A 24,556-nucleotide genomic window follows, 5' to 3' on the forward strand; every position below is an offset into this window, starting at 1 on the left:
TGGCAGCGCAGGTGTCCGATTCGCCCGTGCGGCGGCACCTGGAGTGCCACCGTCGGTGGCACCCCAGAATCGACGGCGGCGAGGTCAGGCCGGGTGCGGGGCGGCGATCCGGTCAGCCAGCAGGCGCAGGGCCTCGGTCACGGCGGCTCCCCGGACCTGGTCGCGCCCACCATCAAGATTCAGTTCCCGCACCTCGGTGCCACCCGGTCCGGCGACCGCGACGAAGACCAGGCCGACGGGCTTACCATCCTGCGGTTCCGGGCCGGCCACCCCGGTGGTGGCCAGACCCCAGTCGGCGCCACAGCGTCGCCGCCCACCCTCGGCGAGTGCCGTCGCCACGTCGGGATCGACCGGGCCGCGTTCGGCCAGCAGCTCCGCCGGTACGTCGGCCAGCCGCTGCTTCAGCTCGGTGGCGTAGACCACCAGTCCACCCCGGTAGACGGCGCTCGCCCCGGCGATCTCCACGACCGTGGCGGCCAACAGGCCTCCGGTCAGCGACTCGACGGTGGCGAACGTCTCCCGCCGTTCGGCGAGCCGGTGCACCACACCGGCCGCCGCAGCGCCCATCGAACCCTCACCCTCGCGTACACCCATGATCTGCATCCTTCCCGGCCCCGGCGCGGTCTACCCGTCGCAACGCCGTTGCCCCGCTCACCCCTTGGCGCGTCGCAGGCGGGTGGCCTGGGCGATGTAGTCCAGCCCGGTGACGAGGGTGACCGCGACCGCCGCGCCCATGATCCAGGGCCCGACCGGGGTGAGAGCGGCCGGCATCGGCCACAGGTACCAGGTGATGGCCAGCACCTGAAGCGCGGTCTTGATCTTTCCGCCCCGGCTGGCGGCGATCACGCCGCGCCGGATCACCCAGAACCTCAGGGCGGTGATCCCCAGCTCCCGGGCCAGGATGACCGCAGTCACCCACCAGGGCAGCCGGTCGTACCAGGACAGCAGCAGCAGGGCGGCGCCGGTGAGTGCCTTGTCGGCGATCGGGTCGGCCACCTTTCCCACGGCGGTGACCAGCGCGAACCTGCGGGCGATCCACCCGTCGACCAGATCCGTCACCGAGGCCACGGCGAAGATCACGCAGGCGATGACCTGCCATCCGGCGTGGGTCATCCCCGACACGACCACCGAGGCGGCGAAGACCGGTACGAGCACCAGCCGCAGCGCGGTCAGGGCGTTGGCGGCGTTGACCACGGGTACCCGGGCCACCACCGGCACCGGAGGCGACTCCGTCGCCCCGGTCATCGAACTGCCCCGCTCGGGTGGCGCACCCAGCACCGCACCTCGTGCCTCCTCCGCCTCGTCCCAGCCCACCGTCACCGCGCCGCGCCGGGCGCGGCGGAGATCATCTCGTCCGGCACGGCGAGCAGGTCGACGCCCTCGGTGCCGGTCACCGTGGCCCGGACCAGGTCGCCGGGACGCAGCGCGGCCAGGTCGACGCCGCCGCCGTCGGGGGCGACCAGGGTGGTCGACCCGTCCACCTCCGGCGCCTGGTGCGCCGCCCGTCCCTCGACGACCCCACCGTCCACCGAGTCGACGAGCACCTCCACCGTCGAGCCGAGGCGGTCCTCGGCCCGCTGCGAACACAGCTCGTCGGCGAGCGCGCTGAGCCTGTCGTACCGGCGTTTGATGGTGGCGGCGGAAACCTTGCCCGACAGTCCGGCGGCCTCCGTGCCGTCCTCGTCGCTGTAGTCGAAGACGCCGATCGCGTCGAGCCGGGCCTCGGTGAGGAACCGCACCAGTTCGTCGACGTCGCCCCGGGTCTCACCGGGGAACCCGACGATGAAGTTGCTGCGCGCCCCGGCCTCCGGCGCGATTTGCCGGGCGGCGGCGAGCAGGTCCAGGAACCGGTCGGTGGAGCCGAAACGACGCATCCGGCGCAGTACCGGCTCGCTGGAGTGCTGGAACGACAGGTCGAAGTAGGGTGCCACGCCGGGCGTGCCGGCGATCGCCTCGATCAGCCCGGGCCGGGTCTCGGCGGGCTGGAGGTAGCTGGCCCGGACCCGGACGATGCCCTCGACGGCGGCGAGCTGCGGCAGCAGCTTCTCCAGGGCACGCGGGTCGCCCAGGTCCTTGCCGTAGGAGGTCGAGTTCTCGCTGACCAGCACGAGTTCCCGGACGCCGCTCTTGGCCAGCCACTCGGCCTCGGCGAGCAGCTCGTCCGGCGTGCGGGAGACGAAGGCGCCCCGGAAGGCGGGGATGGCACAGAAGGCGCAGCGCCGGTCACAGCCACTGGCCAGCTTGAGCGAGGCCACCGGGCCACTGTCCAACCGGCGACGCAGCACCGTACGCAGGTGGGCCGGGGTGTGCTCGTCGACGTCGGTGCCGCGGCCGTGCCCGGGCAGGGAGACCGCGCTGTCGCGCCGGGCGACCGGGGTCAGCGGCAGCAGCTCGCGTCGGTCTCGGGGCGTGTGCGCGGCGACCTCCCGGCCGGCCACCACCGCGTCCAGCCGGGCGGCGATGTCGGGGTAGTCGTCGAAGCTGAGCACCGCCTGCGCCTCGGGAAGACTGTCGGCCAGTTCCCGGCCGTACCGCTCGGCCATGCAGCCGGCGGCCACCACCTTCGCCCCGGTGTCGGCGGCGGCCAGCAGCGTCTGGATCGAATCCTGCTTGGCCTTCTCCACGAACCCGCAGGTGTTGACGACCACCACGTCGGCACCCTCGCCGTCGGTGGTCACCTGCCAGCCGTCGGCGTGCAGGCGGGCGGCCAGCTCCTCCGAGTCGACCTCGTTGCGGGCACAGCCCAGGGTCAGCAGTGCGACCCGGCGACCATCGGGGGAAGGCGAGGAGGTGGCAGACACCATCCGAGGGTACCGGGCGGCGGTGCCCGCACCGGCGACGGCGGTCGACGCCGGTGCCGCTCAGACCGCCGTGGCGAGGATCCGGACCACGCGGTCGAGCAGGAAGACCTCGGTACCGGCCAGACCGACCGAGCAGAAGACCGAGATCTGGTCCGCGTCGGTCCGGCCGGGTGCCGTGCCGGCCAGCACCGCGCCCAGGTCGCGCAACCGGGCGGCGTACGGCGGCAGCGCGGCGAGCATCGGCGGGGCGTACGACCGCGCCTGCGCCACCGAGTCGCTGGCCAGCACGGTGGCGGCGTCGAGCAGGTCGGTGCCGAACTCCGCGCGGTCCAGCTGCTTGAAGCCGACCGCGTTGACGTGCGTTCCGGGGCGCAGGTCGGCAGCGCTGAGCACGGGAGTCGGGCTGGTGGTGGCCAGTACCACCACGTCCCGGTCGCGTACCGCCTCCCGGGCGGTGTCCACCGCGCGGGCCGCGATGCCGAGTTCGGCCCGCACCCGGGCGGCGAACGCCTCCCGACGCGCGGCCGAGCGGCTGTGCACGGTCACCTCACCCAGACGTCGCACGGCGGCGATGGCCCAGACCTGGGTCCACGCCTGCCCGCCAGCGCCGATCACGCCGACGGTCGCCGCGTCCGCGCGGGCCAGCGTGTCCACCGCCACCCCGCCCAGTGCGCCGGTGCGCCGCGAGCCCAGTTCCTCCCCACGGCCACGGCCCGCACCGCGCCGGTCCGCCCGTCGTGCAGCACCACCACCTGCTCGGCTTCCGGGTGCCCGAACGTGTCGTACGCCCGGTACCCGTACCACTGCCCCTCCATGTGGCCGGCGGTGAGCACCATCCGGCCGGCGCCCAGCGACGCGGCGGCCCGGGGCGGGGCGACGAGCCGCCCGTCGTAGGCGGCGAGCAGGGCCTGACGCATCGCGTCGACCGAGGTCGCCGCGTCCAGCGCGGCGGCGACCTCCGGATCGGAGATGAGCACGGTCACGCGTCCATGGTGCAGCTTGAAGCGGGCTTGAGGTCCATCCGGGGTGATCCGTCTCACCCGGACCGCCGTCGGGGCGGTGCTACGGTCGGTTTCGGCGGCCCGCGTGGCCACTGCTGAAGAGGTGACCTGATGGCCTGGCTCGTGCTGGTGCTCTCCGGACTGCTCGAAACGGCCTGGGCCATCGCCCTGGACCGCTCCGCCGGATTCACCCGACCCGTCGCCTCGACGGTGTTCGCGGTCACGCTGGTGTTGAGCATGGCCGGCCTGGCGTACGCGCTGCGGGAAATCCCGGTCGGCACCGGCTACGCGGTGTGGGTCGGCATCGGTGCGGTCGGCACCGCCGTCGTCGGCATGGTGGCGCTCGGCGAACCGGCCAACCTGCCCCGCCTGCTCAGCCTGCTGCTGGTGGTGGCCGGCGTGATCGGTCTGAAGCTGTTCCACTGACTCGCGGGCGGGTGTGCGTGGCGATCGTCCGTAGTGGGTAGAGATCCGGACAGCAGACCTGACACTCATCCCCTTGGAGGAAGACATGGCCACCAGCACCGTCCGCTCGACCAGCGCCGCCCGCATCTGCACCATCGTGGGTTTCGTCTGCGCGGTACTCGCGCTGCTGCTCAACCCGGTCCTCTTCGGAGTCATCGGTCTGGTCCTCGGCGTCGTCGGCGCGGTGCTCGGTGACAAGCCGCTCGGCTGGTACGCCGCCGCGGCCAACGTGGTCGCCATGCTGCTGAGCATGCTGATCCTCAGCGCCCTCTGATCCCGGCTACGTCGACGGCCCGCCACATTCCGTGGCGGGCCGTTGCCATGACCTGTTCCACCCCCACGTCGGCCCGTCCCACCCATGGTCCCCGCATGACTGCTCCACTGGCATGACGCCCGGCCGAACGCCGCTACGGACAGCAACACTGCGCGCTGAACACGAACCGTAGCGCCAACGGGGCAGCCCACCCTTACCCCTTCCGCCGCTTTGCTCTGCTTCAACCCACGCAACAGCTTGTGAACTGCGGCGATGATGATGCACCTCGCCACCGGCGGACGATCGACCGTTACCTTCGGTGACCGTTGCGTATATTGAAGCAGAGCAAAGGGAGCAGAGGGGTAGGGTGAGTTGCCGGGCAGGGATTCACCTTGAGTAACGTAGGTTGGTCAGCCGTGGTCGGCGACCAGGACCCGGTTGCCGTCCGGGTCGCGGACGATCGCCATCCGCTCACCCCACGGCTGCGTCTGCGGCTCGGCGAGCACCTCCACGCCCGCCCCGACCAGCCGGGCCAGCGCCGCGGCGCAGTCCGCGACGTACACCCAGAGGGTTACCGGGCCGGCGGGCTGCTCACCGGCCTCCTGCCGCCCGATGCCCAGCTGGCCGTCGCCGAAGCGCAGCGAGACGTACGCGGCCTCCCCGGTCTCCGGGAAGCGGTACTCGACCCGGCCGCCCAGCAGCCCCTCGTAGAAGCGCAGTGCGGCGTCGAGGTCGGCGGCCGTGATGATCGGAAACAGCTCGCTGGCCAGTGCCGTCGGCTCAGCCATCGCCGCCCCGCAGGCCCTCCAGCACCTCTTCCAACTCGTCCGGCTTGACCAGCACGTCACGTGCCTTGGAGCCCTCCGACGGGCCGACCACGCCCCGGGTCTCCATCAGGTCCATCAGCCGGCCCGCCTTGGCGAAGCCGACCCGCAACTTGCGTTGCAGCATCGAGGTCGAGCCGAACTGCGAGGTGACCACCAGTTCGACCGCCTGCACCAGCAGGTCCAGGTCGTCGCCGATGTCCTCGTCGATCTTCTTCTTGCTGTCCTGCGCGGGGGTCAGCACGTCCGGGCGGAACTCCGGCTCCCGCTGGTCCTTGCAGAACTTGACCACATCGTTGATCTCGCGCTCGGTGACCCAGGCACCCTGGATCCGCACCGGCTTCGAGGCGCCCATCGGCAGGAACAGCCCGTCACCCCGGCCGAGCAGCTTCTCCGCGCCCGGCTGGTCGAGGATGACCCGGGAATCGGCCAGCGACGACGTGGCGAACGCCAGCCGGGACGGCACGTTGGCCTTGATCAGGCCGGTCACCACGTCGACCGAGGGCCGTTGGGTGGCGAGCACCAGGTGGATGCCAGCGGCCCGGGCGAGCTGGGTGATCCGCACGATCGAATCCTCGACGTCGCGGGGGGCGACCATCATCAGGTCGGCCAACTCGTCCACGATCACCAGCAGGTACGGGTACGGGCGCATCTCGCGCTCACTGCCCGGCGGCGCCTTGATCTCGCCGTTGCGGACCTTCCGGTTGAAGTCGTCGATGTGCCGGACCCCGTTCGCGGCGAGGTCGTCGTAGCGCATGTCCATCTCACGGACGACCCACTCCAGCGAGTCGGCCGCCTTCTTGGCGTTGGTCACGATCGGGGTGACCAGGTGCGGGATGCCCTCGTAGCCGGTCATCTCGACCCGCTTCGGGTCGATCAGCAGCAGCCGCACCTCGTCCGGCGTCGCCCGGGTCAGGATGGACATGAGCAGGCTGTTCAGGCAGCTCGACTTACCCGCGCCGGTGGCTCCCGCGATCAGGATGTGCGGCATCTTCGCCAGGTTGGCCACCACGTAGCCGCCCTCGATGTCCTTGCCGAGGGCGACCACCATCGGATGGTGGTCACTGGTGGCGGCGCGCGACCGCAGCACGTCACCCAGCGCCACGTTCTCCGGGTCGGTGTTCGGGATCTCCACACCCACCGCGCTCTTGCCCGGGATCGGGCTCAGGATGCGTACGTCGGGCGACTTCACCGCGTACGCGATGTTGCGGGAGAGCTGGGTGATCCGCTCGACCTTCACCCCGTGGCCCAGCTCGACCTCGTAGCGGGTCACCGTCGGCCCCCGGGTGAAGCCGGTGACCGCCGCGTCGACGTCGAACTGGTCGAAGACGCCGGTGAGCGCCGCGATCACCTCGTCGTTGGCCTTGCTGCGGGTCTTCGGGGCGGCCCCGCTGCCGAGCATGTTGGACGGGGGCAGCGTGTAGTCGCCGGCCAGACCGGTCAGCGCGAGCTGCTCGGCCCGGGTCGGCGCGGGCGAGTGCTCCGGCGGCTCGGCGGGCTTGCGACTGGCCGGCACCCGCGACGGCGCCTTGCGCGGCAGGACCATGGTCTCCTGCAGGTCCGCGCCGTCCAGGTCGTCGAACTCGTCCGGGTCGACCGGCGGGGGCACCCGCTTGGTGGGTCGCCGCCGGGTCGGCGTCGCGGACGCCTCCGCCGGCTCCGCCTCGTCCTGCCCGATCACCCCGCCGGCCAGCAGACCGAGCCGCTCGGGAATCTTGTTGATCGGGGTCGCGGTCACCACCAGCAGCCCGAACACCAGCAACAGGACCAGCAGCGGCACCGCCACCCAGGCGGTCACCGCGCGCTCCAGCACGCTGCCCACGCCCGCGCCGATCAGCCCACCGGCGAAATCCCGCTCACCCGGGCCGGCCGGCTGCTGGCCGATGTGCAGCAGCGCCGCGGTGGAGACCAGCATGGAACCCCAGCCGACCAGTCCGCGCCCCCGGTGCTCGGGATCGCCGGGCTGCCGCATCAGCCGCCACGCACCGATGCCCAGCAGGACCGGCACCACGATGGAGATCGCGCCGAGGAAGAGCCGCACGGTGTCGGCCAGTCGGGCACCGACCGGACCGGCCGCGGAGAACCAGATGGCACCCGCACCGAGCAGGGCGAGGCCGATGAGCAGCAGGCCCGCGCCGTCGCGGCGGTGTTCCGGGTCGAGGTCGCGGGCCGAGGCGGCCTGCCGGCCAGCCGCGCGGACCACCCAGCCGACCCCGTGGGCCAGGCCCATCCACAATGCCTGGACGGCCCGACCGACGTACGCGGCGAGGCCCGGCCCTCTCGTCGAGGTGCGCCGCCGCGCCGGCGTACGGGTGGTCTTCTTGGCCGGCTGACGGGCACGGCTGTTCGTGCCGCCACGCGGCGACGCGCCGCGCCGCCGACTCGCCTGAGGGGTACGGCCCGCCATAGCATCACCGTAACGGCGGGCCGGGTGATTGGCCGGTCATCCTGGTCGCTCCGCGTGTCGCAGCGCGGTCACCGCCGCCTGCCGTGATATTCGCCTCGCGAGGGAGTGTCCGATGGGGTCGCCGGAATTCGAGGACCGTGCCGACGACCCGTTGGCGGGTCATCCGTCGACGCTCCGGCCGTTGACGCGGGATCTCGTCGCCGCCGTGCTGACCCATCGCGGTCACACCGTGGCCGCCGATGCCGACGGGGCGCTCGTGGGCAGGTGGGCACAGGGGCACATCTGGTTCCTCCGCGCCGGAGACGCCGGGGAACTGCTCCAGGTACGCACGGTCGCCGCCCACGCCTTCCCCGTGGAGGACGTGCCGTGGCTGCACGACTTCTGCAACACCTGGAACCGCGACCGGTTCTGGCCGAAGGCGTTCGTGCACGTCGACGACGCCGGTCAGGCCCGGGTCTGCGGTGAGGCCATCACGGACCTGGAACGCGGCGTCACTCCGCACCAGCTGGACCGGCTGCTCGACCGGGGCATCTCGGCCGGCTGCCGGCTGGCCGCCGAGGTCGGCCGGCTGGCGGGGACGGAGCACCCGTGACGGGGCCGCTCCCCGGCGCCCGCCGCAGCCGCAGCCGGGTGCGAGGCACCGCCGGTCCGGCCGACGGCGTACGCGCCGAGCAGCGAATTGCCGACGCCCTCGCCGACGCCCGGGACATGCCCGACGGCGAGCTGCGCGTCGGCGAGTTGGAACGGGTTGCCGCCCTCGCCGAGGCGGACGGTGATCGACACACGGCGCTGGACGCCTGGTGCGAGCTGGTCGAGACGCACCTGCGCGGCGGCGAGCGGTGGCGGCTGTTCGAGCCCGTGCAACGGTGCCTGCGCGCGGCGGAGACGGACGACGACACGCTGCGCCGCGCTACCGGCGGTACGCCGTCGAGGCGCTGCTCGGCACCCCTCGCATCGGCCTGGACCAGGCGCACGGCCTGCTGGACGGGCTCGTCGGCGCGGGGGCGAGACGAACACGGCGCTGGTGGCGCAGCTGCGGTGCCGGATCGCCGACCACGTGGGTGACGAGCCCGCCGCCCGACGCTGGCTGGCCCGGTGGCGGGTCGCGGCACCGACCCGGCCGCCGGGTGCCCCGACTGCCTGCCGGTACGGCAGGCGCGGCTACTGGCCGGCTGGGGCGACTGGACCGCGGCGCTCGACGTGCTCGATCCGCTGCTCGACGCGCCGGCCGGCTGCACCGCCCAGCCCGAGGCGGCCCTGACCGCGGCGCTGCTGCCCTGGTTGCGGGCCGGCCGGCCGGAGCAGGCGGGCCACGCGCACATGCGGGCGTACCGGCGACATCGGACGGAGCCCGACGGGTTCGGCCACCTCGCCAATCACCTGCGCTTCTGTGCACTCGGTGGGCACCTCGACCGCGGTTTGGAGATCGTCGTCGAGCAGCTGCCCCGACTGGACGCCCCACACGAGGACCTGTCCGTGATGGAGTTCGCCGCGGCGGGTGCGTTGGTCTGCGGCCTGGCGGGCGAGGCGGACGCCGGCCGGATGGTACGCCGGCCGGCGTACCGTGGGCGACCGGCCGCCGAGGTCACGGCGACTCAGCTCGGTGCCGAACTGCTCGCCGTCGCGACCACGCTGGCCGGCAGCTTCGACGCCCGCAACGGCACCGGGCACCAGTCCGGTCGGATGGCGGCCTGGCTGGCCGAGCGTCCACTCGCCCCGGCGGTGCCGCTGCCCGCCGACGAGGAGTTCGGGTCCGACGACGAGTTCGGGCCGGACGGGGAACCCGACGGCCCCGCTGGCCGGTCGACGTCGCTCGGTGGTACCTCCGGGATGGCCGTGGACGAGATCGGCGCGTTGACCGTGTCAATGATCACCGAGGCGCTGGACCGGCGCGGGGACGACTACACCGTCGACCCCGCCGGCACGGTGCTCGGACGCTGGGATGACGCGGTGATCCAGTTCCGGCGGGCCGGGGCGCACCAGGACATCCTGCACGCCCGGGTGGTGGCCGGGCGTCGGCTGGCGGCGACCCGGCGCACGGAGGCGTACGCCTTCTGCAACGCCTGGAACCGGGACCGGCTGCTGCCCAAGGCGTACGCGCACGATCCGGGCGACGGTGAGCTGGTGCTGGCCGGCGAGGTGACCACCGACCTGGCATACGGGGTCGCCCCGGATCAGGTCGCGGTGCTCGTCGACGCGGCGATCCGCACCGGCGTCGCGTACGCGGCGGCGGTCACCGCCCTGCCCTGATCCTGACCCGGTCGGGCGCGGAACAGCACCCGACCGGGATCGACGGATCAGCGCCGGCTGCTCAGGGCGCGGAAGTTCTGCGTGGTGAGCAGGGTCAGGTTGTTGCGCTGGAGGATCTCGTTGACCGGCTGGTAAAAGGTGGTGCCGCCGCGGACGCAGTCGCCGGAGCCACCGGAGGTCACGCCCTGCGCCTGGTTGCCCGAGATCCAGGAGCCGCCGGAGTCACCGGGCTCGGCGCAGACGTTGGTCCGTACCAGGCCGCCCACCAGCCCTTCCGGGTAACGGACGGTGGCGTTGCGGGCCTGCACCGTGCCGCACCGCACCCCCGTGGTGGAACCGGAGCGGCAGATCGACGAGCCCACCGGCACCTCCTGTGAACCGGCCACCCGGGCCACCCCGCCGCGGAAGTCGGTCACCTCCGGCAGCACCCTGGTGTTGTTGTTGACCTGCACGAAGGCCCAGTCGTCACCGGGGAAGGACGAGGCCCGGAAGACGCCCTGCGGTGCCCGGTCGGCACCGGTGGTGCGGGCACCGACCCGCCCGCAGTGACCAGCGGTGACGAAGCCGCCGACCACCGCGAAGCCGACCGAGCAACGGCCGCTACCGATGAAGTAGGGCTCACCGCCGCGTACGTCGGCGAAGAGCCGGGGCTGCTCCTCGGTGGCCATCCGCACCGCGGTTCGCGGCACGCCGGCGCGGGCCACGAAACGCCAACCGGCCGCCTCGGCGCCCGGCTCGGCGAGCACCACCACGCTGTTCGAGGCGACGTCGACGTACCAGCCGGAGACCTGCTGGGCCCGGGCGGCGGTACGGTCCATCCGGCTCTTGAGGGTGTCGAGCTGGCCGACCCCACGCTCGACCACCTTCGGCACCGCACCGGCGGCCCGGACCCGCCGCGCCTGGGCCGCGTCGGCGACCGCCACGTTGAGTTCGCTGCCGTCGGCGCTGAGCCAGCTGCCGCCGTAGGCCGCGCCAAGGTCCGTCCGGAGCTGGTCGACCACCCCGGAGGCCCAGCGTTCGGTCTTCAGTCGGGCGGCCACCTGCGAGTCGTTCAACCGCAGGTCCCGACGCATCGCCTCGACCACGTCCGGGTCGGCGCCCTCGACCACCCCGCTGGCCGGTGCGCCGGCCGGCGCGCCACCGTCACCGGCGAACGACGGCAGGGCGACGGCCGCCGCCGCGCCCACGGCCGCCACCACGACACCGATGGCTGTCAATCGTCTGCGGTCCATCCGCCACGCTCCTCCCGGCCGGCGCGGTCACGCCTGCCGGCTCGGAGTACGGGCAAACCGCTCGAACGGTTGAACTCGCACGTTATAAATCGATCTACTGACGCCGATGGGCCACCACCCGCCGGGGTGTGGTGGCCCACCGGAGTCGGTCCGGTACGTCCGGTGTTCAGACCTCGACCACGGTAGGAACGATCATCGGACGACGACGGTAGGCGTCGTTGACCCAGCGACCCACGGTGCGCCGGACGATCTGCTGAAGCTGGTGCGGGTCGGTGATCCCGTCCGCGGCGGCCCGGTTGAGCGCCTCGGTCACCAGCGGGATCACCGCGTTGAACGCCGCCTGATCCTCCGAGAAGCCCTTGGCCGAGACGGTCGGGCCGGCGACCACCTTGCCGGTGACCGAGTCCACCACCACGGTGGCGGCGATGAAGCCACCGTCACCGAGGATGCGCCGCTCGGTCAGCAGTGACTCACTCACGTCACCGACGGCCAGGCCGTCGACGTAGACGTACCGGCTCTTGACGTGGCCCACCAGGCTGGCCCGCCCCTCCACCAGGTCGACCACGTCGCCGTCCTCGCAGAGCACCACCCGGTCCGCCGCCACGCCGGACTCGATGCCCAGCCGGGCGTGGGCCCGCAGGTGCCGCCACTCGCCGTGCACCGGCATCAGGTTGCTGGGCCGGACCACGTTGAGCAGGTAGAGCAGTTCCCCGGCCGGGGCGTGCCCGGAGACGTGCACCTTCGCCACGTCCTTGTGCACGACCACCGCACCGGCCCGGGCCAGTCGGTTGATCACCCGGTAGACGGAGGTCTCGTTCCCCGGCACCAGCGACGAGGCGAGTACCACGGTGTCACCGGGCGCGATGGTGATGTGCCGGTGGTCGCCACTGGCCATCCGGCCCAGCGCGCTCATCGGCTCGCCCTGCGAACCGGTGGACATCAGCACGATCCGCTCGGGCGGCATCGAGGTCGCCTCGTCCAGCCCGACGACCAGGCCGGGTGGAATGTTCAGCAGGCCGAGATCCCGGGCGATGCCCATGTTGCGGACCATCGACCGGCCGATCAGGGCGACCTTGCGGCCGTGCTCGGCGGCCGAGTCGAAGACCTGCTGCACCCGGTGCACGTGGGAGGCGAACGAGGCCACGATGATCCGGCCCCGGGCCTTGGCGAAGATCGAGTCGAGGACCGGGCCGATCTCCCGCTCGGGCGTGACGAAGCCCGGGATCTCCGCGTTCGTGGAGTCCGACAACAGCAGGTCCACGCCCTCGGCGCCGAGCCGGGCGAAGCCGGCCAGGTCGGTGATGCGACCGTCCAGCGGCAGCTGGTCCATCTTGAAGTCGCCGGTGTGCAGCACCAGCCCGGCCGGGGTCCGGATGGCCACCGCGAGCGCGTCGGGAATCGAGTGGTTCACGGCGAAGAACTCGCACTCGAACGGACCCAGTCGCTCCCGACCGCCCTCCCGCACCGTGAGCGTGTACGGCTGGATGCGCCGCTCGGCCAGCTTCGCCTCCACCAGCGCGAGGGTGAACTGCGAGCCGACCAGCGGGATGTCGGGCTTGTGGGCGAGCAGGTAGGGCACCGCGCCGATGTGATCCTCGTGACCGTGTGTCAGCACGATCGCCTGGATGTCGCCGAGCCGATCGAGGATCGGTCCGAAGTCCGGCAGGATCAGGTCGACACCGGGCTGTTCCACGTCCGGGAAGAGCACGCCGCAGTCGACGACCAGCAGCTTGCCGTCGTACTCGAAGACGGTCATGTTCCGGCCGATGGCGCCGAGCCCGCCGAGCGGTATGATCCGCAGTCCGCCCTCCGGCAGCGGCGGTGGAAGTTGGGCCTCCTCGTTGTGCGCCTCGGTCACGCGTTCACCTCATTCTGCGACGCCGTCACCCGGCGTCCGTCGTGTCGTTTGATCATTCAGGGAGCGGCAGGCCCGCCGCCACGCAGTCAGCGCGCAGCTGGGCGATCTCGCCGTCGGTGGCGTCCACCAACGGCGGTCGGACCGGCCCGCCAGGCAGGCCCTGCACCGTCAGGCCCGCCTTGACCAGGATCACGCCCTGGGTACGGAAGATCCCCGTGAACAGCGGTAGCAGGCGGCGGTGCAGCGCCAGTGCGGTGGCCGTGTCCCCCGTGTCGAACGCCTCGATCATCCGCTTGGTCTCGGCGCCCGTGAAGTGCGTGGAGGTGCCCACCACGCCGACGCAGCCGACGGCCAGGGCGGGCAGGGTGAGCGAGTCCTCGCCGCTGTAGTACGCCAGCTCGGCCCGGCTGGTCACCCAGCTCGTCGCCGTCAGGTCGCCCTTGGCGTCCTTGACCGCGACGATCCGACCGTGCTCGGCGAGCTGGACCAGGGTCTCGGTCTCGATCGCCACACCGGAGCGGTGCGGGATGTCGTAGAGCATCACCGGCAGCCCGGTGACCTCGGCCACCGCCGTGAAGTGGTGCAGCAGACCGGTCTGCGGCGGCTTGTTGTAGTACGGCGTGACCACCAGCAGCCCGTGGGCGCCGGCCTTCTCCGCCGAGGTCGCCAGCTCGATGGTGTGTCGGGTGTCGTTGGTGCCGACCCCGGCCACCACCCGGGCCCGGTCGCCGACGGCCTCCACCACGGCCCGGATCAGGCGTTCCTTCTCGGCGTCCGTGGTGGTCGGTGACTCGCCGGTGGTGCCGTTGACCACCAACGCGTCGTTGCCCTGCTCGGTGACCAGATGATCCGCCAGCCGCGCCGCTCCGTCGAGGTCGAGCGCCCCGTCGGCGGTGAACGGGGTCACCATGGCCGTGAGCACCCGGCCGAACGGACGGGAGGCCGTTCGGACCGGAGCGTCGAGGTGGTCGTGCGTCATGGTGACAACCTATCGGACGGCCGACGGCCGGCCACCGGGGAAGGGCTCACCACCCCCGGGCGGGCGGTCCGCAACCGGTCAGGACGCCTCGGCGTGCGGGCTCTGCGCCACCTCCGTGCCGTCGGGCAGCGTCGTGATGGTGAAGTCCGCGAAGACGTTCGGCGCGACCCGCTGCAACTGCCGCAGGCACTCCACCGCCAGCTCACGGATCTCCACGTCGGCGTGCTCGGTGGCGCGCATGCCGACGAAGTGCCGCCAGGCCCGGTAGTTGCCGGTCACCACGATGCGGGTCTCGGTGGCGTTCGGGAGCACCGCCCGGGCCGCCTGGCGGGCCTGCTTGCGCCGCAGGGTCGGGTTCGTCACGTCGGCGAAGCGACGTTCCAGCCCCTCCAGCAGATCGTTGTAGGCCCGTACGCTCGCCTCGGCGGCCTCGACGAACCGCTTGTGCAGCTCCGGGTCCTCGGCGATGACCGTCGGCTCCACCATCGCGGCGTCCCGCTCCGGCACGTACCGCTGTGACAGCTGCGAGTACGAGAAGTGCCGGTGCCGGATCAGCTCATGGGTGAACGAGCGGGACACGCCGCTGAAGTAGAAGCTCACCGAGCCGTGCTCCAGCACCGAGAGGTGCCCGACCTCCAGAATGTGCGCCAGGTAGCCGGCGTTGGTGGCCGTCGCCGGATTCGGCTTCTTCCAGCTCTGGTAGCAGGCCCGCCCGGCGAACTCCGCGAGCGCCTGCCCCCCGTCGGCGTCGGTCGACCACGGCACGTCCTCCGGTGGATCGAAGTGTGTCCACGCGATCAGCTTGACCTGGGGCTGCACCATCTCCGGCATTCCTGGGACTGTAGCCGAGACCCACCGACGAGCAGAAAACGCCGGTCCGGGCCGCTACACGTAGAGGGCGGTGAAGGGTGGCCACGGCAGGTTGCGGACCACCGAGAAGGCGAGCCAGGCGGCGAGGAAGCCGCCGACCAGCTTCGGACCGATGCGCAGCTCGGGCAGCCGCCAACCGAACGCCTGCCGACCGGCCCAGGCGACGAAGAGGTACGCCAGGAAGGGCAGCGCGAAGACGAAGAGGAAGTGGTGGCGGGCGGCGGCCGGCAGGTCGGCGTGCAGCACGTACCAGAGGGCACGGGTGCCGCCGCACCCCGGGCAGTCCAGCCCGGTGGTCAGCTTGAGCAGGCAGGTCGGCAGGGCGTCGGGCGCGGAGCGGGTGGGATCGCTGAGCAGCGTGTACCCGATGCCGGCGGCGACACAGCCGACCGCGGCCAACGGCACCACCCAGCGCGGCGTGCGGGCGTGCGCCCGTTGCACAAACCGGGTGAGACGGTCGGACTCGGCCACCGGATAGCCGGCCGGGTAACCAGCCGGCCAGTCGCCCTGCGGCGCCGCACCCGCCGGCCAACCGGACGGGTGACCGTCCGGGTCACCATTGGGGTGCTCGCCGTGCAGGTCGGGCCGCGGCTGGGCGTCCGGTCGGTCAACGCTCGTCACGAGCCTCACCGTACACCGGCAACGCCCACCAACGCGGCGGCCAGCGGCGCCGCGAGGTCACCGGCGGCCGGCGGGGCCACCGCGTCCAGGTCGAGCCAGCCGGCCAGGCGGTACAGCTCGGCGGCGAGGGCGAGCGCCGTCTCTCCCGGGTCGGCACCCGGCTCCACCCACGCGGCCGGCACCAGCAGCACTCCGGACTTGCGGTCCGCCTTCAGGTCGACCCGGGCGGTGAAGCGGTCCCCCTGGCGGAACGGCAGCACGTAGTAGCCGTGCACACGCTGCGGCGCGGGCACGTAGATCTCGATGCGGTAGCTGAAGTTGAACAGTCGTTCGGTGCGGGCGCGTTCCCAGACCAGCGGGTCGAAGGGGCTCACCAGGCCGTTGCCGCGTACCCAGCGGGGTAGCCGGGCCTCGGCGTGCAACCAGGCCGGCTGCCGCCACCCCTGCACCGTGACCGGTCGCAGCTCCCCCGCCTCGACCAGGTCGGCGATGGCCCGCCGCGCGCCGGCCACCGGCAGCCGGAAATAGTCGCGCAGCTCCGGCTCCGCGGCCACCCCGAGCGACCGGGCCGCGATCGCCACCAGGGTGCGGTACGCCTGTGCGTCGGACGGCGTCGGCGCGTCCAGCACCTCCGCCGGCAGCACCCGTTCCGGCAGGTCGTAGCGGCGGGCGAAGGAACCGGTGCGTTGTGCCGCGCACACCTCGCCGGCCCAGAAGAGATATTCCAGGGCCTGCTTGACCGCCGACCAGTTCCACCCCCAGTTCCCGGTCTGGCGGGGCGCGTCGTGCTCGATCTCGGCCACGGTCAGCGGCCCCCGGGCGGCCACCTCGTCGCGCACCCAGGCGACCAGGGCGGGCTGCTCGGCGGCGATGCGGCGCATCCCACCCCAGGCGTCGGTGTGCGCCCTCGCCATCCGCCAGCGCAGCGCCGGATGCAGGACGACCGGCACCAACGACGCCTCGTGGCCCCAGTACTCGAACAACTCGCGGGGGCGGCGGTAGGCGGCGGAGTCGAGCAGGGTGGTGGGATAGGGCCCGAGCCGGCTGTAGAGCGGCAGGTAGTGCGCCCGTTGCAGGACGTTCACCGAATCCATCTGGATCAACCCGATCCGGTCGAGCACCCGACGCAGGTGCCGGCGGGTGGGCGCCCCGGTGGGCGCCGGATCGGCGAAGCCCTGTGCGGCCAGCGCGACGCGGCGGGCCTGGGCGAGCGAGAGCGATTCCGGTGCGGCCATCGCAGGCAGGCTACGGCAGACGTACGACATCGGTGCGGACACTGGACCTGCCCGCCCCGGCGGCCTAGAACTACGTACATGCCCTGCATTCGCCGTGAGCAGCCCGACGACGCCGAGGCGGTGGCCCGGGTGCACGTGCGCGGCTGGCAGGCCGGCTACGCCGGAATCATGCCGGACGAGGTGCTCGACCGGCTCAACCCGGTCGCCTGGGCGCAGCGCCGGCGGGCCCTCGGCACCGCCGACCCGGACCACCCGTTCACCACCCTGCTGGCCGAGGAGCACGGCACGCTCGTCGGGTTCGCCACCTTCGGGCCGTACCGCAACGACCAGGATCGCGGCGACCTCGACCCGGCGTACGGCGAGGTGGTCAGCCTCTACGTCACGCCTGAGCACTGGGGTGACGGCACCGCTCGGGCCCTGTTCGCGGCGGCCCGGTCGGGCCTGCGTGAGTCCGGCTGGGCGCAGTACCGGCTCTGGGTGCTGGCGGCCAACGACCGGGCCCGCCGGTTCTACGCGCGTGCCGGGTTGTCACCGGACGGTGAGCGGTCGACCTATCCGGTGCCGTTGTCCGGCGGCCGACCGGCGATCGAGCTTGTCGAACTGCGGTACAGCGGCCGGCTCGACGGTGGCTGAGGCCGACGGCGACCGGGGCACGACCCGGTGTACCGGCAGGAAGACCAGCAGCGCCAGACTGATCCAGACGTAGGTGTTGCCGAACAGGAAACCGTCGAGGCCGGTGAAGTCCTCCTCCCACGCCCAGACGATCCGGCTGGTCAGGAACGCGTACCCGACGGCCGCGCAGGCCAGCAGGACGCGGCGCCGGCCGCCCGGCGGGGCGGCCATACCGCGGTCCACCAGCAGCAGCAGGCCCGGCAACAGCCAGACCAGGTGATGCACCCAGGTGACCGGACTGACCAGGCACATCACCGCGCCGGTCAGGGCCAGCCCGGTGGCCTCGTCGCCGACGGACGCCGCGACGCGGGACCGCCACGCCCAGAGCACCAGCGTCCCGGCGACCAGCAGCAGCCAGGCCAGCGTGCTGGGACTCTCCGGGTCGAGCCGGGCCACCACGCCGCGCAGCGACTGGTTGGAGACGAAGGCCAGCTCACCGACGCGCCCGGTGTTCCACAGAGCGCTGGTCCAGAACTCCCGGGAGGCGTCCGGGAACAGCGCGGCGGCCAGCACGGTCGCGGCGGTCGCGGTGCCCGACGCGGTCACCGCGGCGCGCCATCGTCGGGTCACCAGCAGGTAGACGATGAAGATGCCCGGCGTGAGTTTGATCGCGGTGGCCAGGCCGATGCCGATCCCGGCCCATCTGTTGCCGCCCGGCAGCAGCCGGAGCAGATCCACCGCCACCAGGAAGAGCAGCAGCGTATTGACCTGGCCGAAGTTGATCGTCTCGCGCATCGGTTCGAAGGCGGCGACCAGGCACAGCGCCACCGCGAAGGCGAACCAGCGGGTCCAACCGACGCGCCGGGACACCGGATCCAGCAGCCACCAGACCAGCACCGCGCTGGTCAGCACGCCGGCGGCCACGCTCACCACGATCGCGGCGTGCCAGGACAGGTACGCCATCGGCAGCATCACCAGGGCGGCGAAGGGTGGGTACGTGAAGCCGTACTGGGTGCCCGGCTTGAGGTAGTCGTAGATCTCCCCGCCGTCGTGCACCCACCAGACCAGGGCACCCCGGTAGACCTGCAGGTCGAAGAATCCGTGCCGGACGGCCGCCACGGACAGGAACCCGGCCACCGCGACGGCGAGGACCACGACCGCGGCGACCTGTCCCACCGTCCGCCTGGCACCCTGCGCCACCGTCGCCTCCCTCGCCCTGCGTAGGCTGTCGTGCCATGAGTCTCGGGTACGTCCGCCCGGCGCGTCCGGAGGACGCCGCCGAGATCGCCCGCATCCAGCTCGCCACCTGGCGGGTCGCCTACCGGCGACTGCTGCCCCGGGACGTGCTGAACGACCTCGACGAGGCGTCGCTGGCCGAGCGCTGGGACGCCGCGGTGCGCCAGCCGCCCGGCGACACCCACCGGGTGCTTGTCGCCGTCGAACAGGCCGAGCAATCGTATCTGGTGGGTTTCGCCGCCTCCGGCCCGGCCGATGCCGAGGCGCTGGCCCCGAACGAACCGGCCGACGCGCTCGGCGCGGACGTGGTGGCGGTGACCGACCTGCTGGTCGAGCCGCGCTGGGGCCGGCGCGGACACGGCTCCCGGCTGCTCGCCGCCAGCGTCGACCTGTGGCGGGAGTCAGGCTTCGACCGGGCGGTGGCGTGGGTGTTCGAGGGTGACCAGGCGTCCCGGAAGTTCCTCACCACCGCCGGCTGGGCCCCCGACGGCGCGGGACGCGCGCTGGACGTCGACGACATGCTGGTCCCCCAGCTACGCCTGCACGTCGCCGTCCCCACGGAACCGCCGCCGGCCGGCTGACCGATCCGTCCGGCCCGCCTCGGCCGCGCTCAGTCGAGCAGGGCGTCCAGGCCGAGGGTCAGGCCCGGACGGTTGCGCACCGCGCGTACCGCGAGCAGCACGCCCGGCATGAACGAGACCCGGTCGTACGAGTCGTGCCGGATGGTCAGGGTCTCGCCGGTGGCGCCGAAGAGCACCTCCTGGTGGGCGACCAGCCCGGTGGCCCGCACGGCGTGCACCCGTACCCCGTCGACCTCGGCACCCCGGGCACCGGCGATCTCGTCCTTGGTGGCATCCGGTGCCGGACCGAGGCCGGCCTCGGCGCGGGCCGCCGCGACCAGGCGCGCGGTGTGCATGGCGGTGCCGCTGGGCGCGTCGAGCTTGCGCGGATGGTGCTGCTCGATGATCTCGACCGATTCGAAGTAGCGGGCGGCACGCGCGGCGAACTGCATCATCAGCACCGCGCCGAGACCGAAGTTGGGGGCGATCACCACCCCCACGTCGGGCCGGCCGGCCAGCCAGCCGCGTACCTGTTCGATCCGCTGTTCGGTGAAACCGCTGGTGCCGACCACCGCGTGGATCCCCTGGTCGATGCACCAGTGCAGGTTGTCCAGCACGACGTCGGGAGTGGTGAAGTCGACGAGCACCTCCGCGCCGGCCTCGGCGGCGTTCGCCAACCAGTCGTCCTGGTCGACCGTCGCGACCAGTTTCATGTCGGCGGCCGCCTCGACGGCCCGGCACACCTCGGCACCCATCCGACCACTGGCGCCCAGCACGCCGACCCTGATCGACTCGGTGGCGCTCTTCTCCTGCTCGTCAGTCACGCGGCACAACCTATCCCAATCGGGACGCGGACACCCCGAGGGTGGTGCCCACCCGCTCGACCGGAAGAGTCAGGCGCTGAAGTCCCGACCGGCGAACGGGCCGACGACGGCGAGGGACATCGGCCGGTCCAGCAGTTCGGCGGCGAGGGCGTTGACGTCGTCGAGGGTGACCGCGTCGACCCGGTCGAGCAGCTCGTTGACCGGCACCAGGTCCCCGTAGAGCAGCTCGCCCTTGGCCAGCCGGCTCATCCGGGAACCGGTGTCCTCCAGGCCGAGCACGAACGAACCCTTGCTCATCCCCTTGCCCCGGGCCAGTTCCGCCTCGGTGACGCCGTGCGCGGCGGTACGCGCCAACTCGGCCCGGGTCAGCTCCAGCACCTCGTCGACCCGACCCGGGGCGCAGCCGGCGTAGACGCCGAACAGGCCGCTGTCGGCGTACTGGCTGGCGTAGGAGTAGACGGAGTAGGCGAGGCCGCGGCGCTCCCGGATCTCCTGGAACAGCCGGCTGGACATGCCGCCGCCGAGCACGTTGTTCAGCACCCCGAGAGCGAAGCGGCGTTCGTCGAGCCGGTCGATGCCCGGGCAACCCAGCACGATGTGCGCCTGCTCGGTCTCCTTCGCCTCCACCACCGTGGCGGCGGCCCGGGTGCGTACGGCGGGGGTGGCCGGTCGCTGCGGCGCGGGCGCCGCCGGGTCGGTGTCCAGCGGGGTGCCCCGCAGCGCCTGGCGGACCAGCCGCACCACGGCGGTGTGGTCGAGGTTGCCGGCGGCGGCGATGACGATCTGCGGCGCGACGTAGCGCCGCCGGTAGAAGCTCTGGATCTGCCGGCGGGTCATCGGGGTGACGGTCTCCGCGGTGCCGGAGATCAGCCGGCCCAGCGGGTGGTCACCGTAGACGGCCTGGGCGAACAGGTCGTGCACCTCGTCGCCGGGTTCGTCGTCGTGCATGGCGATCTCCTCGAGGATCACGCCGCGTTCGGTCTCCACGTCGGCCGGCTCCAGCAGCGAGTCGGCGACCAGGTCGCACATGACGTCGATGGCCAGGGGCAGGTCCTCGTCCAGCACCCGGGCGTAGTAGCAGGTGTACTCCTTCGTGGTGAAGGCGTTGGTCTCGCCGCCCACCGCCTCGATGGCCGAGGAGATCTCCAGCGCGTTCCGCTTGTGGGTGCCCTTGAACAGCAGGTGTTCCAGGAAGTGGGCGGCACCGGCCTGCGGGCCGGTTTCGTCCCGCGAGCCGACAGCCACCCAGATGCCGAACGAGACGCTGCGCATGGCCGGGATCGCCTCGGTCAACACCCGCAGCCCGTTGGGCAGCACCGTGCGGCGCACCGTGCCGCCCAGCGGATCGTCGCTCAGGGTCCGGGTCACCGCCCGGGTCGACCCACCGGCGGCCCGAGCGGTAGGGGTGGCCTGCCGCCCGGCGCGCGGCGTCGACCCCGGTCGGGTGCCGAGGAAAGACGAATGCCGGGTCCGGCTCACGGCCACCTGCTTCCAGTACGACGAGGGGATGGATGAGTTGACGAACGAACCGGCCGGGCGACGGTGTCGCCCGGCCGGTCAGCGGTTCACGTGTCAGCTGTGCCGGGTACGGCGTCGCGGACGGTTGTCGCCGCCGCCCTCGCCACCGTCGCCACGCTCGGGGCCACGAGCGCCCCGGTCGCCACCGCGCTCGCGGTCACCCCGGTCACGCGGACCCCGGTCACCACCCCGGTCGCGGCCGGCGGGCCGCTCCTCACTAGTTGCGGCGGCCGGCGCCTCGGCACCCTCCGGGCGGACCTTGTCCAGGTAGATCTTGCCGCGCTGGTCGATGTCGGCGATCTCCACCTCGACCCGGTCGCCGACGTTGAGGAAGTCCTCGACCTTCTCGACCCGCTTGCCGTCGCCCACCTTGGAGATGTGCAGCAGGCCGTCGCGGCCCGGCAGCAGCGAGACGAACGCACCGAACGGAGCGGTCTTCACCACCGTGCCGAGGAACCGGTCACCCATCTTGGGCAGGGTCGGGTTGGCGATCGCGTTGATCCGCTCGACGGCGGCCTGCGCCGACGGACCGTTCGTCGCGCCGACGTAGATGGTGCCGTCGTCCTCGATGGAGATCTCGGCGCCGGTCTCGTCCTGGATGGCGTTGATGGTCTGACCCTTCGGGCCGATCACCATGCCGATCTTGTCAACCGGGATCTTGACCGTGGTCACTCGGGGCGCGTAGTCGGACATCTCGGCCGGTGCCTCGATCGCCCGCTGCATCACGTCGAGGATGGTCTGCCGCGCCTCGTGGGCCTGCTGGAGGGCGGCGGCCAGCACGTCGGACGGGATGCCGTCGAGCTTGGTGTCGAGCTGCAACGCGGTGACGAAGTCGCGGGTACCGGCGACCTTGAAGTCCATGTCGCCGAAGGCGTCCTCGGCACCGAGGATGTCGGTGAGCGTGACGTACTGGGTCTTGCCGTCGACCTCGTCGGAGATGAGGCCCATCGCGATGCCCGCGACCGGCGCCTTCAGCGGCACACCGGCGCTGAGCAGGCCCAGCGTCGAGGCGCAGACCGAACCCATCGAGGTGGAGCCGTTGGAGCCGAGCGCCTCGGAGACCTGCCGGATCGCGTACGGGAACTCCTCCCGCGAGGGCAGCACCGGGATCAGCGCCCGCTCCGCCAGAGCGCCGTGCCCGATCTCGCGGCGCTTCGGCGAGCCGACCCGACCGGTCTCACCGGTGGAGTACGGCGGGAAGTTGTAGTTGTGCATGTAGCGCTTGGACTTCTCCGGAGAGAGGGTGTCCAGCGCCTGCTCCATGCGCAGCATGTTGAGCGTGGTGACGCCGAGGATCTGGGTCTCGCCGCGCTCGAACAGCGCCGAGCCGTGCACCCGGGGCAGCACGCCCACCTCGGCGCTCAGCGGGCGGATGTCACGCGGACCCCGGCCGTCGATGCGGACCTGCTCGCGCAGCACCCGGCTGCGCACCTCGGACTTGGTCAGCGACCGGAACGCGGCGGAGAGTTCCTTCTCGCGGCCCTCGAAGCGGGCGCCGAGTTCCTCGTGCACCCGCAGCTTGATCGCGTCCAGGGCCCCCTCGCGGTCGGCCTTGCCGGCGATCTGCAGGGCCTCGGCGACGTCGGCGCGGGCCAGGTCGGCGACCGCGTCGTACGCGTCGTCCTGGTAATCCAGGAAGACCGGGTACTCGGCGACCGGCTTGGCGGCGACCTCGGCCAGCTCGCTCTGCGCCCGGCACAGCTCGCGGATGGCGGGCTTGGCGGCCTCCAGACCGCTGGCCACGACCTCCTCGGTCGGGGCGGGCGCCCCGCCGGCGACCAGCTTCACGGTGTGCTCGGTGGCCTCCGCCTCGACCATCATGATCGCGACGTCGCCGTCGGGCAGGGCCCGGCCGGCAACCACCATGTCGAAGGTGGCCCGGGCCAGCTCCTCGTGGGTCGGGAAGGCGACCCACTGGCCGTCCACGTGGGCCATCCGGGTGGCCCCGATCGGGCCGGAGAACGGCAGGCCGGACAGCTTGGTCGACATCGACGCGGCGTTGATCGCGACCACGTCGTACGGGTGCTGCGGGTCGAGCGCGAGGATCGTCTCGACGACCTGGACCTCGTTGCGCAGGCCCTTGACGAACGACGGGCGCAGCGGCCGGTCGATCAGGCGGCAGGTGAGGATGGCGTCCTCGCTGGGCCGGCCCTCACGACGGAAGAACGAGCCGGGGATGCGGCCCGCGGCGTACATCCGCTCCTCGACGTCGACGGTCAGCGGGAAGAAGTCGAACTGCTCCTTCGGCTGCTTACCGGCGGTGGTGGCGGACAGCACGACGGTCTCGCCGAGCTGGGCGGTGACGGACCCGGCGGCCTGTCGGGCCAGCCGTCCGGTGGAGAAGGTGATCTCACGGGTGCCGAACGACCCGTTGTCGATCACGGCGGTGCGGGTTTCGGTGCCGAGTTTGGTCTCGGTCATGCTGTTTCAATGCTCCTTCGCATCGGGGGCCACGACGCGGGAGCTGTGCGGACGGCCGGTCTTCGATCGAAGCGCCCGGGACCGCCGGCGGGATGCCGGGGTGCCCGGAGGCCACTACCGGAGACCGGTACGCCGACGCTCCCTTGTCTGGGTGGTCGTGGCCCGTTTCTCGGTTGGGACGCCGACGGGGGAGTGACCTGGTGGGCCACTCCCCCGTCACGTCACCGGCGCAGGCCGAGCCGCTCGATGAGCGACCGGTAGCGGTTGATGTCCTTCTTCTGAACGTAGTTGAGCAACCGACGGCGACGGCCGACCAGCAGCAGCAGCCCACGGCGGCTGTGGTGGTCGTGCTTGTGCACCTTCAGGTGCTCGGTGAGGTCGGCGATCCGCTTGGTGAGGACCGCGACCTGCACCTCGGGCGACCCGGTGTCACCCTCGGCGGTCGCGTACTCCTCGCGGATCTTGGCCTTTGCCTGCTGGTCGAGCGCCATGTTCTCCCTGTTCTGGTGGGTTGTCTCAATGCGGTCCGTCGGGCCGGGCTACGGCACCGGTGACGGACGGTCCTCGCACCCGCGGCGTCGAGCAGGCA

At 72.3% G+C, this 24,556-nt stretch carries 21 protein-coding genes and 2 pseudogenes; 6 read left to right on the forward strand and 17 right to left on the reverse strand.

Annotated elements, in window-relative coordinates:
• Nucleotides 1-84 precede the first annotated feature (84 nt).
• The 4 genes and pseudogenes from ENC19_RS03340 to ENC19_RS03355 all read right to left on the reverse strand — a co-directional run bounded on the left by ENC19_RS03340 (nucleotide 85) and on the right by ENC19_RS03355 (nucleotide 3,784).
• The gene (locus ENC19_RS03340; RefSeq protein WP_164445638.1) at nucleotides 85-594 is read right to left on the reverse strand and encodes a CinA family protein; all 510 of its coding nucleotides are present in this window, start codon (nucleotides 592-594) and stop codon (nucleotides 85-87) included.
• 57 nt (nucleotides 595-651) lie between these two features.
• Nucleotides 652-1,245 (reverse strand): CDP-diacylglycerol--glycerol-3-phosphate 3-phosphatidyltransferase, encoded by a 594-nt coding sequence (gene pgsA, locus ENC19_RS03345; protein WP_164445983.1) that lies wholly within the window; start codon nucleotides 1,243-1,245, stop codon nucleotides 652-654.
• Between the two features lie 71 nt (nucleotides 1,246-1,316).
• Nucleotides 1,317-2,804 carry a 30S ribosomal protein S12 methylthiotransferase RimO gene (rimO, locus tag ENC19_RS03350; protein ID WP_164445639.1) on the reverse strand — a complete coding sequence of 496 codons (1,488 nt, stop codon included), beginning with the start codon at nucleotides 2,802-2,804 and terminating at the stop codon, nucleotides 1,317-1,319.
• Between the two features lie 57 nt (nucleotides 2,805-2,861).
• Nucleotides 2,862-3,784 (reverse strand): annotated as a pseudogene (locus ENC19_RS03355) (ornithine cyclodeaminase family protein).
• Between the two features lie 129 nt (nucleotides 3,785-3,913).
• On the opposite strand from ENC19_RS03355, the gene ENC19_RS03360 reads away from it, so the two are divergent.
• Both ENC19_RS03360 and ENC19_RS03365 read left to right on the forward strand, forming a co-directional pair.
• The gene (locus ENC19_RS03360) at nucleotides 3,914-4,228 is read left to right on the forward strand and encodes a DMT family transporter (protein ID WP_164445640.1); all 315 of its coding nucleotides are present in this window, start codon (nucleotides 3,914-3,916) and stop codon (nucleotides 4,226-4,228) included.
• An 85-nt stretch (nucleotides 4,229-4,313) separates the two neighbouring features.
• Nucleotides 4,314-4,541 (forward strand): hypothetical protein, encoded by a 228-nt coding sequence (locus ENC19_RS03365; protein WP_164445641.1) that lies wholly within the window; start codon nucleotides 4,314-4,316, stop codon nucleotides 4,539-4,541.
• Nucleotides 4,542-4,930: 389 nt separating this feature from the next.
• Here the strand turns inward: ENC19_RS03365 and ENC19_RS03370 are convergent, their stop codons facing one another.
• Nucleotides 4,931-5,308 (reverse strand): VOC family protein, encoded by a 378-nt coding sequence (locus ENC19_RS03370; protein WP_164445642.1) that lies wholly within the window; start codon nucleotides 5,306-5,308, stop codon nucleotides 4,931-4,933.
• Complete coding sequence (locus ENC19_RS03375; protein ID WP_164445643.1) at nucleotides 5,301-7,751, reverse strand: FtsK/SpoIIIE family DNA translocase; 2,451 nt, start codon at nucleotides 7,749-7,751, stop codon at nucleotides 5,301-5,303. Before ENC19_RS03375 ends, ENC19_RS03370 begins: the two co-directional genes overlap by 8 nt.
• Nucleotides 7,752-7,863: 112 nt before the next feature.
• Between ENC19_RS03375 and ENC19_RS03380 the strand changes: the two genes are divergently transcribed.
• The gene (locus ENC19_RS03380) at nucleotides 7,864-8,343 is read left to right on the forward strand and encodes a YbjN domain-containing protein (protein WP_164445644.1); all 480 of its coding nucleotides are present in this window, start codon (nucleotides 7,864-7,866) and stop codon (nucleotides 8,341-8,343) included.
• Between the two features lie 116 nt (nucleotides 8,344-8,459).
• Nucleotides 8,460-10,001: pseudogene (locus tag ENC19_RS31255) on the forward strand (YbjN domain-containing protein).
• Nucleotides 10,002-10,048: 47 nt separating this feature from the next.
• Here the strand turns inward: ENC19_RS31255 and ENC19_RS03390 are convergent.
• The 6 genes from ENC19_RS03390 to ENC19_RS03415 form a co-directional block, all read right to left on the reverse strand.
• On the reverse strand, nucleotides 10,049-11,233 hold the full coding sequence (locus tag ENC19_RS03390; protein ID WP_164445645.1) for a S1 family peptidase: 1,185 nt from the start codon (nucleotides 11,231-11,233) through the stop codon (nucleotides 10,049-10,051).
• Between the two features lie 166 nt (nucleotides 11,234-11,399).
• Nucleotides 11,400-13,091 (reverse strand): ribonuclease J, encoded by a 1,692-nt coding sequence (locus tag ENC19_RS03395; protein ID WP_164445646.1) that lies wholly within the window; start codon nucleotides 13,089-13,091, stop codon nucleotides 11,400-11,402.
• 52 nt (nucleotides 13,092-13,143) lie between these two features.
• Nucleotides 13,144-14,070 (reverse strand): 4-hydroxy-tetrahydrodipicolinate synthase, encoded by a 927-nt coding sequence (gene dapA, locus ENC19_RS03400; RefSeq protein WP_164445647.1) that lies wholly within the window; start codon nucleotides 14,068-14,070, stop codon nucleotides 13,144-13,146.
• 78 nt (nucleotides 14,071-14,148) lie between these two features.
• Nucleotides 14,149-14,892 (reverse strand): FAD-dependent thymidylate synthase, encoded by a 744-nt coding sequence (thyX, locus tag ENC19_RS03405; protein ID WP_164445984.1) that lies wholly within the window; start codon nucleotides 14,890-14,892, stop codon nucleotides 14,149-14,151.
• Between the two features lie 63 nt (nucleotides 14,893-14,955).
• Nucleotides 14,956-15,570 carry a DUF2752 domain-containing protein gene (locus ENC19_RS03410; RefSeq protein WP_408058044.1) on the reverse strand — a complete coding sequence of 205 codons (615 nt, stop codon included), beginning with the start codon at nucleotides 15,568-15,570 and terminating at the stop codon, nucleotides 14,956-14,958.
• Entirely contained in the window at nucleotides 15,567-16,796 is a 1,230-nt protein-coding gene (locus ENC19_RS03415; RefSeq protein WP_164445648.1) for a winged helix-turn-helix domain-containing protein, read from the reverse strand. Before ENC19_RS03415 ends, ENC19_RS03410 begins: the two co-directional genes overlap by 4 nt.
• A 78-nt stretch (nucleotides 16,797-16,874) precedes the next feature.
• Here ENC19_RS03415 and ENC19_RS03420 point away from each other — a divergent pair, with 78 nt between their 5' ends.
• Nucleotides 16,875-17,429 carry a GNAT family N-acetyltransferase gene (locus tag ENC19_RS03420; protein WP_164445649.1) on the forward strand — a complete coding sequence of 185 codons (555 nt, stop codon included), beginning with the start codon at nucleotides 16,875-16,877 and terminating at the stop codon, nucleotides 17,427-17,429.
• Here ENC19_RS03420 and ENC19_RS03425 read toward each other — a convergent pair.
• On the reverse strand, nucleotides 17,325-18,608 hold the full coding sequence (locus ENC19_RS03425) for a glycosyltransferase family 87 protein (RefSeq protein ID WP_164445650.1): 1,284 nt from the start codon (nucleotides 18,606-18,608) through the stop codon (nucleotides 17,325-17,327). The two genes, ENC19_RS03420 and ENC19_RS03425, sit on opposite strands and share 105 nt — an antisense overlap.
• Nucleotides 18,609-18,643: 35 nt before the next feature.
• Here ENC19_RS03425 and ENC19_RS03430 point away from each other — a divergent pair, with 35 nt between their 5' ends.
• Nucleotides 18,644-19,225 carry a GNAT family N-acetyltransferase gene (locus tag ENC19_RS03430; protein WP_164445651.1) on the forward strand — a complete coding sequence of 194 codons (582 nt, stop codon included), beginning with the start codon at nucleotides 18,644-18,646 and terminating at the stop codon, nucleotides 19,223-19,225.
• A gap of 29 nt (nucleotides 19,226-19,254) precedes the next feature.
• Here the strand turns inward: ENC19_RS03430 and dapB are convergent, their stop codons facing one another.
• The 4 genes from dapB to rpsO all read right to left on the reverse strand — a co-directional run bounded on the left by dapB (nucleotide 19,255) and on the right by rpsO (nucleotide 24,458).
• Nucleotides 19,255-20,028: a 4-hydroxy-tetrahydrodipicolinate reductase gene (gene dapB, locus ENC19_RS03435; RefSeq protein WP_164445652.1), complete on the reverse strand. Its 774-nt coding sequence runs from the start codon at nucleotides 20,026-20,028 to the stop codon at nucleotides 19,255-19,257.
• A gap of 69 nt (nucleotides 20,029-20,097) precedes the next feature.
• Complete coding sequence (locus ENC19_RS03440; protein ID WP_408058045.1) at nucleotides 20,098-21,507, reverse strand: M16 family metallopeptidase; 1,410 nt, start codon at nucleotides 21,505-21,507, stop codon at nucleotides 20,098-20,100.
• Nucleotides 21,508-21,600: 93 nt separating this feature from the next.
• The gene (locus tag ENC19_RS03445; RefSeq protein WP_164445654.1) at nucleotides 21,601-23,967 is read right to left on the reverse strand and encodes a polyribonucleotide nucleotidyltransferase; all 2,367 of its coding nucleotides are present in this window, start codon (nucleotides 23,965-23,967) and stop codon (nucleotides 21,601-21,603) included.
• Nucleotides 23,968-24,188: 221 nt separating this feature from the next.
• Nucleotides 24,189-24,458: a 30S ribosomal protein S15 gene (gene rpsO, locus ENC19_RS03450; protein WP_013732184.1), complete on the reverse strand. Its 270-nt coding sequence runs from the start codon at nucleotides 24,456-24,458 to the stop codon at nucleotides 24,189-24,191.
• Nucleotides 24,459-24,556: the final 98 nt, after the last annotated feature.

The organism is Verrucosispora sioxanthis (assembly GCF_010560025.1).
Taxonomy (GTDB): Bacteria; Actinomycetota; Actinomycetes; order Mycobacteriales; family Micromonosporaceae; genus Micromonospora; species Micromonospora palythoicola.

Bases quoted from the DNA above. Each gene is read 5' to 3' on its own strand.
- ENC19_RS03340 (WP_164445638.1), bottom strand. From the start codon at position 594: ATGGGTGTACGCGAGGGTGAGGGTTCGATGGGCGCTGCGGCGGCCGGT.
- pgsA (WP_164445983.1), bottom strand. From the start codon at position 1,245: ATGACCGGGGCGACGGAGTCGCCTCCGGTGCCGGTGGTGGCCCGGGTA.
- rimO (WP_164445639.1), bottom strand. From the start codon at position 2,804: ATGGTGTCTGCCACCTCCTCGCCTTCCCCCGATGGTCGCCGGGTCGCA.
- ENC19_RS03360 (WP_164445640.1), top strand. From the start codon at position 3,914: ATGGCCTGGCTCGTGCTGGTGCTCTCCGGACTGCTCGAAACGGCCTGG.
- ENC19_RS03365 (WP_164445641.1), top strand. From the start codon at position 4,314: ATGGCCACCAGCACCGTCCGCTCGACCAGCGCCGCCCGCATCTGCACC.
- ENC19_RS03370 (WP_164445642.1), bottom strand. From the start codon at position 5,308: ATGGCTGAGCCGACGGCACTGGCCAGCGAGCTGTTTCCGATCATCACG.
- ENC19_RS03375 (WP_164445643.1), bottom strand. From the start codon at position 7,751: ATGGCGGGCCGTACCCCTCAGGCGAGTCGGCGGCGCGGCGCGTCGCCG.
- ENC19_RS03380 (WP_164445644.1), top strand. From the start codon at position 7,864: ATGGGGTCGCCGGAATTCGAGGACCGTGCCGACGACCCGTTGGCGGGT.
- ENC19_RS03390 (WP_164445645.1), bottom strand. From the start codon at position 11,233: ATGGACCGCAGACGATTGACAGCCATCGGTGTCGTGGTGGCGGCCGTG.
- dapA (WP_164445647.1), bottom strand. From the start codon at position 14,070: ATGACGCACGACCACCTCGACGCTCCGGTCCGAACGGCCTCCCGTCCG.
- thyX (WP_164445984.1), bottom strand. From the start codon at position 14,892: ATGGTGCAGCCCCAGGTCAAGCTGATCGCGTGGACACACTTCGATCCA.
- ENC19_RS03415 (WP_164445648.1), bottom strand. From the start codon at position 16,796: ATGGCCGCACCGGAATCGCTCTCGCTCGCCCAGGCCCGCCGCGTCGCG.
- ENC19_RS03420 (WP_164445649.1), top strand. From the start codon at position 16,875: ATGCCCTGCATTCGCCGTGAGCAGCCCGACGACGCCGAGGCGGTGGCC.
- ENC19_RS03430 (WP_164445651.1), top strand. From the start codon at position 18,644: ATGAGTCTCGGGTACGTCCGCCCGGCGCGTCCGGAGGACGCCGCCGAG.
- ENC19_RS03445 (WP_164445654.1), bottom strand. From the start codon at position 23,967: ATGACCGAGACCAAACTCGGCACCGAAACCCGCACCGCCGTGATCGAC.
- rpsO (WP_013732184.1), bottom strand. From the start codon at position 24,458: ATGGCGCTCGACCAGCAGGCAAAGGCCAAGATCCGCGAGGAGTACGCG.